This window comes from Sphingorhabdus sp., from assembly GCF_046292425.1.
GTDB lineage: Bacteria > Pseudomonadota > Alphaproteobacteria > Sphingomonadales > Sphingomonadaceae > Sphingorhabdus_B.
The window spans coordinates 1-7857 of the sequence record NZ_JBKBQV010000042.1 but is presented as its reverse complement, the minus strand read 5'-3'; the positions used below and the strand labels follow the sequence as shown (position 1 = coordinate 7857).

Here is a 7857-nt window from a genome sequence, read left to right as displayed (position 1 = left end):
CATTACAGTAGGCATCAGATTACGACTTGGGAAGTTGCGTTAATGGACAATTACGCCTTTGACACGCCGGATTCAGATCAAGGTTCGGACAATAACTTCATCAAACTGTTACCGGTAATATTATGGCAACGCAGGTGGTGGATTATCATTCCGGCGCTCGTCGGCATCTTTGCTGCGATCGCGGCCATTCTCTTGATTGCGCCCGTGTATCGGTCGAATGCCGTTATGTTGGTTCAATCGCCGCAACTGCCGACTGAGGTTATCGGGGCGGAGGGCATCGATGTCGTGGACAGGCGGATTGCGCGTATTCGTGAACAGGTCACTGCCCGGCCAGAATTAATTGCGTTAATTGAACGACACGGGCTTTATGCTTCGGAGCGTCGGTCAAATCCCTTGTCTGAAGTGATTCAGGATATGCGTGAGGCGATAACGTTGACGCCTTCACAAACTTCCATGCCTGACAATTCGTCAAATCAGAAAACCATCGCATTCGAGCTGGCGTTTGAATATCGCGCACCTGCCGAGGCACAGGCGGTTGTGCAGGATCTGATGAATCGTATCCTTCAACTGGACGCCAGCGGCAACGTCGAGCAAGCCACTAACACGGTCCAGTTTTTGACTGACCAGTCGAAGGGGCTTGAGGCTCAAATTACCGACATTCAAGGGAAAATTGCACAAATCAATGCGCGTAATGGTAGCGTGTTGTCCGCCGGAGGTATGATAGTTGGCGGTGCATCGGGTAGTTATGATGTTCAAATTGCTGCCCTGCAGCGTGACAACCAGTCGCTTATTCAGCAGCGCAACATTGCTCAGACTAGTGATATACGCGATCCTGTCGTTGCTGCTGCGGAGCAACGCTTGGCCGCTGCGCGGGCTATGTTTTCCGAGACCCATCCTGACGTGGTCTCTGCCAGACAAAATCTGGCTCAAGCGCGGGAACTGGCGAAAAGCAATACGCGCAAGATACCGGTTGATACGATTGACCAGCAAATTGCCTTCAACAATGCGCAAATTGCAGCTCTGCGTTCTGCCAAGGCCAGTGAACAGGCGCAGGTGAATTCGCAGCTATCTTCCCAAGCACGCGCGCCGTTGGTTCAACAGCAAATTGCAGACCTGCAGTTACGCTTAACATCCGTGAATCAACAATATGAAGAGGTTCAGGCACGCTTGCTGGCAGCCCGTGCAGGCGTTCGGGCAGAGGACGAGCAGATGTCTGAGCGGCTTTCAGTTGTGGAGCCTCCTGTAATTCCCGATAGCCCAAGTTGGCCGGACAGGTTGCTTTTGGCTTTTGTTGGTATCGGTGGAGGGCTGGCCCTGGGTTTGATGCTCGCTTTAGCTATTGAGTTACTGCTGAGACCCATTCGTGGACCCGCCGCGCTGCAGAATATTATGGGCGCCGCACCGCTGGGCGTCATCCCCGTGGTGACCCCAAAAGGTTCCAGCAAGCGCAAATGGTCCGGCTTTAAATTCTCGCGCGCAACTGGTGCAGATTAAGGGAATTATATGACTATTGCCGTTGCGAAGAGCATCCCCAGTCAGCGACCGCTGGACCTTGAAAGTTTGCCAGTCTTTACCCCGGATCCGGCCGTATTGAGCGATCAGCTCATTGTGGGGCTAGACAGTCGAGACAGCCGGTCACGAGCGTTCAACCTGCTGCGTACGACCTTGGCAAAGCGAATGAAAGAGAAGGGGCACCGTCTGGTCGGCATAACTTCGGCCACGCCTTCTGCGGGCAAATCCTTTTTATCGCTTAATCTTGCGGCATCTTTATCAAGAGTGTCGGAAGACGACGTCATTTTGGTTGATCTTGACCTGCGCCGGGCATCCATTGCCGAGGGTGTAGGGATGCAAGTCAAAAGGGGCGTCAGCGAATTCCTGAATGGCGAAGTGTCCGAACTGGCGTCAATAGGCTCGCGGGTGCATGACTCGCAATTGGTGCTTTTTCCCACAAAGGCAGTATCCAAAAACACCGCTGAATTGATTTCAGGTCCAGTTTTCGAGAAGTTCATTTCGGGCCTGCGGCAAGAAACTGGCAACTCGATCATTTTATTCGACCTGCCACCCGCGTTTGCCAATGACGATGCCATGTTAATCCTCGGGCAGCTTGACGCGTATGTTATGGTAATCGACAGCGGCAAAACCAATACCAAGCAAGTTCAGGACGTTTTGGCCATGCTTGACCCGGTTCCTTGCATCGGAACGGTTCTTAATCGATACAATGGCGGCTTTGCTGATAATTATGGTTATGGGTACGGAACCTCTGCTTACGCAAAATACTATGACTAGATGCTGGCAAGTTTCAGTTGACGCATCAACGACGATGTCTTCGACAGAAAACAGCATGTATAATTCAGCAATAGGTATATAATTCAGACAGTTGTGAATATTTTGTAGTTGCGTTTCTGCATCCAATATTCTCTGTCCGGTGGAACAATTACGTCCGATAAATGTTTAACGCCTCGTTAGTCAGCTTGACTGAATACCCATGAATTTGGTCAACAACCATGCGAGCAAAAGATATTAATAAAGCTTTTTCATCACAGCTACCGCCCGAATTGTTAGGTCACCAATTACTTAGATATCCCTCACGCGACAAACGCACGATTTTATATTTCCTGTCGTTTGTTCTGGATATGGCCTCAATGTTGGGTGGATATGGCTTGGCGCTGTTCGTGCGGGAGCCACAGTGGCTGGAATCCGGCGGCTTCGCCCTGATAATTCTGGCCATACCCTTGTTCATCATGTTTGAAATTGCGCGCGAAGTACAATCTGAAGAGTCGCTCAACAGCCGGCTGCTGGGAATTCAACGGTCCCTTGGCGCACTTGTGGCGACCGCATTGGCGGTGCTTGGACTGACATTTCTCTCTGGTTCTGAAGATCTGTCACGAATTGGTTTCTTGGTCACATTTGGCGGCGCGGCCTTTTTTCTGGTGATCTCGAAATTTTTGTTGGACTGGATCTTCAAAAAAATCCTCAATGGTTCTGCTACCACAACGATATTGTTGCTGGATGGCCTGCCCACGAAGCGGGAACAGGGGGTTGATGTCTTAGATGTTGGTCAGGCAGGGCTTTGGCCCGACCTGAACAGGCCGGAGATGATTGATAGTCTCTCGCGGATCATCGCGTCTTATGACCGTGTGGTTATTGCCTGCCGATTTGACCATCGGGCTGCCTGGTCTACCTTTTTGAAAGGTCATGACGTAGGCGGGGAAATCTTGCTCGATCGAGACTTGCTGCATGGTGCCGTGGCGGTAGGGCAATATGGCAATCAGGATACAATCGTCATCTCGCGCGGTCCTTTAAATCTGGTACAGAGCATCCAGAAGCGAGCGTTGGACATTTTTGTTGCCTCACTGGCGCTTCTTTTTCTTGCGCCTTTGTTGCTGCTTGTTGCGTTTGCTATCAAAAGTGACAGCCCTGGCCCGATACTGTTCCGCCAAGTCCGCGTGGGCCAAGGAAATCGGCAGTTCAAAATATACAAATTTCGTTCCATGCGCGCTGATTTGGGGGATCTCCGCGGGAACATATCCGCGTCGCGGGATGATCAGCGGATCACGCGTGTGGGACATTTGATCCGTAAAACGAGCATAGATGAATTACCCCAGTTGCTAAATGTGCTGCGAGGAGACATGAGCCTAGTGGGTCCCCGACCCCACGCATTAGGGTCACTCGCTGGGAATGACCTATTCTGGCAAGCTTCAAAGCAATACTGGCTGCGTCATGCGCTCAAGCCGGGTATCACGGGACTGGCGCAAGTCCGGGGATTTCGAGGTGCTACTCAGCAGGTGGAAGATCTTGAGCAGCGTGTTCGCTGCGACTTGGAATATCTCAGCAACTGGTCAATAGGCCTTGACCTCATGATTTTGCTTAAAACACTTCGCGTGGTTGTTCACAAAAACGCATATTAAAGTTATTATACCGTGTATTTCTCGGCATATAGGGCGTGAATATTATTTATGAGATTTGTTGGCCTTATAATTATATTCTTATCCTTCCCCATCTTCATTTCCTTGCTTAAATCCCATCCTGAAAAACGCGTTTGGGCTTATTTTGCGATTGGATTGATGCCCTTTGTCATGGGGTGGCTCAATTTGGACGCGTCGATACTTAACTACGCCGGATGGCCAGGCCACACAAAGGGTCTGATTATCACCATTCTGGATTCATTGGCGTTGGCAATTGTTGTGACAAGCGTAGCTCCGTTCAAGAGACTGCCGCTCTTTGGCATAATGCTTGTCTATTTTAGCGCGGCTGCGCTATCGGTTGCCTTTTCCAATCAACCCGTGACCTCCAGCTTTTATGCTTTTCAATGGGCGCGCGTGGTGTTGCTTTTCGTTGCTGTGGCATCAATCATGCGTGATCCAAGGGCGATCCACTGGCTTGCTTATGGCCTTGCGGCAGGGGCAGTGTTCCAAGGAGTGATTACGATCGAACAGCGCCTATCTGGCGCGGTGCAAGCTGCAGGGACTATGGGGCATCAAAACCTACTAGGTTTCATGCTTCACTTTGTGACATTGCCTCTTATGGCGTTATTGCTCGCCGGCAAGACGCATAAGCTCAATATCCTTGGTGTTTTATTCGCTCTAATTGCAGTAGCATTGGGAGCATCGCGCGGGACAATTTTGTTCTCGGCCGTAGGTCTGGTTATACTGGTTGGGTTATCGTTAGCGCGTCAAACGACAGGCCACAAATGGAAGATTCTTGGGGCGGGTGTGCTTGCGTTTGTGATCGTGGCGCCATTGGCTTTCAGTACAATTGAACGCCGGTTTGGCGATGCTCCGGTGGAAATGGGAGCGGACCGGGAGAGAATGGCATTTGAACGTGCAGCAACCACTATGTGGGATGACCACCCGATGGGGGTAGGCGCGAATCAATATGTTGTTGTTGCTAACGCTAAGGGTTATTCCGAGCGCGCGGGGGTCATCTGGAATTATGGTAGTAGGTCCGCCCATGTGCACAATTTATACCTTTTGGCGGGGGCGGAAACTGGCTGGATAGGGCTTTTTGCTCTTGTCGGACTTTTTGGGTGGGCATTCACGCGGGGTGTTGTTTTTGCATTCAGCAATCGTCGTGACGCCCGCGCGGACGTGGTCCTCGGCGCCTCAGTTGCCGTACTGGCCGCCGCTCTTCATTCTTTCTATGAGTGGATATTTGTCACCTATCAGGTGCAGTATGTCTTTGCCATTTCACTGGGTGTTATTTCGGGTCTTGTCCGGCAGGTAAAGCAGGAAAAGCATCGGCGTCCGCTGACCTCGCGCGCTGCGCGTGCCGATCCGCCAGCGGTGTCGGACGGTATATTGGTGCAAAGAGCCAATTAGCTTATCGCCCATGGAACAAAAGGCAGCGAACTGGATTTACGCATTGCTTGAGGATAGAGGTTTGTCCGCACCACGATGCGTCATGTCCGTCTCTAGCTCTCAGGGGCAACTTTCCCACGAATTGAACCACAATGATGGCGGGTGAACATGAATGAGCCTATCCCCGCGCTGCAACGTGCTTCTATGTGGAGAGCAGCCAGTGTTTTCGTGAAGGCGAGGCTTGGATTATTCGGTACTGCCGGGTGGGTGACCGTCGCCTTCATGTTGCAGCAGGTGGTTCGGCTGGGATCCAGTATAATACTCGCTTGGCTATTGGCACCTGCTTTGCTGGGAACCATGTTGCTCATCAACACCTTGCGCACAGGCGTGGAGCTTTTGACTGACGTCGGGGTGGGGCAGAGTATTGTGAACAATCCACGCGGGAATGATCCGTCGTTTTACAACACCGCGTGGACGATCCAGATTATCCGGGGTGTCATTTTGACAATCGTCGCCCTTGCACTCAGCGTGCCAGTGGCGAAAATGTACGATAACACAGCGCTGATTTATCTACTGCCCTTTGTCGCCCCGATTTTTATAATTGCCGGTTTTATGTCACCATCGCGATTTTTGCTGCAAAAGCGGATGGAAGTTGGAAAAGTAGCGACGTTTGATCTTGTCCTGGGGGTCGTTGCTGCTGTCGTACAAATTGCACTTGCCGCTTACTCGCCGACAATCTGGGCACTGATCTGGGGCTTGCTTATTACGACTGCCATTTGGTCCGCCGCGAGTTTCTACATCATCGACTGGCGCGACCACCGGCTGCATTGGGACATGGACGCTGCCAAATCCATATTGCATTTCGGCAAATGGATATTCCTTTCGACCCTGATCTATTTTCTCGCAATGAATTTTGACCGCCTGTATTTTGCCGATGCTATCCCTATCGCTTTATTGGGCGTATATGGCATCGCGCGGACGTTTTCCGAAACTGTGATGCAACTTTTTCAGCGCATTAGCAATCTGCTTATCTTCCCGAAAATATCCGCTTCGCTTTTACGGGGGGCGGACTTGCGTAGGTCCATGGGTCCGATGCGGATGGTGATGTTGCTGGGGATTGCAGCGGGGCTGGCCGTTGGCATTTCCTTTGCGGATGAATTCATATTTCTGGTCTATGATGATCGCTATCGAGCAGCAGGTTTCTTCCTCACCGTGCTGCTGTTCGGTACTTGGTTCGCTATTTTAGCTGCGATTTCCGACGCTATGATGATGGGCGTAGGAAAACCGTCCGGCGTCGCCATCAGTAACGGAGCGAAGCTCGCTGTAATCGTCGCGTTGTTGCCTTTCCTGCTAGCGACATTCGGAATAAACGCGGCACTTGCTGTTTTCGTATTCGCGGAAATGGTAAGGTACGCAGCGTTGATGTGGCTAAAGCGAAAACAAGGGATTGGTTTCGCACGGCAGGACGTCATTGCCACAGTCGTCTTCATTATCCTGGCCTTTGCATTCCGCGAACTGACCATGCTTGTCGGGTTGACTGGGGGCGTCAGTGAGTGGATTACTCAAGCCAGCATGCCACATGTCTGATTTCCGCACCTCCATTGGGCTTGTGGCCATCGGTCGCAACGAGGGCGAAAGATTGAAACGCTGCCTCCGCTCAGTACCAGCGCATATACCTCTCGTATATGTTGATAGTGCATCGACGGACGATAGTGTTGCCTTTGCGCGCGCCAGACAGGCACTGGTTGTTGAATTGGATATGGCGATACCGTTTTCGGCAGCACGTGCGCGTAACGAAGGTCTGGGCGCACTGCTCGCGCGACATCCTCAGATTGAATTCGTCCAATTCGTGGATGGCGATTGTGAATTAGAAGCAGATTGGCTCGACACGGCCGCCAAATTCCTAAAATCACGACCACCAGTCGGAGCTGTTTGTGGTCGCAGACGTGAACGCTATCCCGACGCCAGCATTTATAACCGCATGTGCGATGAAGAATGGAACACGCCGGTAGGACGGGCTGACGCCTGTGGTGGCGATGCAATGTTGCGGGTGCACGCGTTTCAACAGGTTGGTGGCTACGACCCGGCGATGATCGCGGGTGAGGAACCCGAATTATGCCAGCGACTTCGCGGTGCCGACTGGCAAATCTGGCGTCTGGATGCTCCAATGACGGTTCATGATGCGGATATGCACGCCTTCCGCCAATATTGGAATCGCGCAATACGAAGTGGCTTTGGATATGCGCAAGTTTTTCATAAGACTAAGGCAGGCGATGGCGATATACTCTATAGGCGCGAGGTGATCAGCGCTTTATTCTGGACATTCGGTGTGGCGATGGTTGCTTTGTTGTTGGCAGCGATATTCGGGGCACTGGGGCTGCTTATCTCTCCCGCGATCTGGTGGCTGCAATGGTTGCGGCTGGGGCGCCGTCATGGGTTCGCCAAAGGCGGACATATGTTGACTGGCAAGGTTGCTGAAGCTGCCGGGATCCTTCGGTATTGGTCGGTGCGTATTCGTGGTCGCAGCCAAGGCGCGATATTTTATAAATGATCCAGGTGG

At 51.9% G+C, this 7857-nt stretch carries 6 protein-coding genes; all 6 read left to right on the top strand.

Going from position 1 to position 7857, the window contains the following annotated elements; translation table 11 throughout:
- On the top strand, positions 1-1494 hold a 1494-nt coding region (locus ACK4S7_RS09415; RefSeq protein ID WP_409646250.1), incomplete at its 5' end, for a GumC family protein.
- A gap of 9 nt (positions 1495-1503) precedes the next feature.
- Positions 1504-2286, top strand: coding sequence for a CpsD/CapB family tyrosine-protein kinase (locus ACK4S7_RS09410; protein ID WP_409646248.1), 783 nt, complete (start codon positions 1504-1506; stop codon positions 2284-2286).
- A gap of 218 nt (positions 2287-2504) precedes the next feature.
- Positions 2505-3908 carry an exopolysaccharide biosynthesis polyprenyl glycosylphosphotransferase gene (locus tag ACK4S7_RS09405; RefSeq protein ID WP_409646246.1) on the top strand — a complete coding sequence of 468 codons (1404 nt, stop codon included), beginning with the start codon at positions 2505-2507 and terminating at the stop codon, positions 3906-3908.
- A 156-nt stretch (positions 3909-4064) separates the two neighbouring features.
- A complete protein-coding gene (locus ACK4S7_RS09400) occupies positions 4065-5318 on the top strand; it encodes an O-antigen ligase family protein (protein ID WP_409646245.1) in 1254 nt (417 codons plus the stop codon).
- A 147-nt stretch (positions 5319-5465) separates the two neighbouring features.
- On the top strand, positions 5466-6884 hold the full coding sequence (locus tag ACK4S7_RS09395; RefSeq protein ID WP_409646243.1) for an oligosaccharide flippase family protein: 1419 nt from the start codon (positions 5466-5468) through the stop codon (positions 6882-6884).
- Positions 6877-7848, top strand: a complete 972-nt coding sequence (locus ACK4S7_RS09390; protein WP_409646241.1) for a glycosyltransferase — start codon at positions 6877-6879, stop codon at positions 7846-7848. The genes ACK4S7_RS09395 and ACK4S7_RS09390 overlap by 8 nt, the downstream gene beginning before the upstream one ends.
- The last annotated feature ends 9 nt before the right edge of the window (positions 7849-7857 follow it).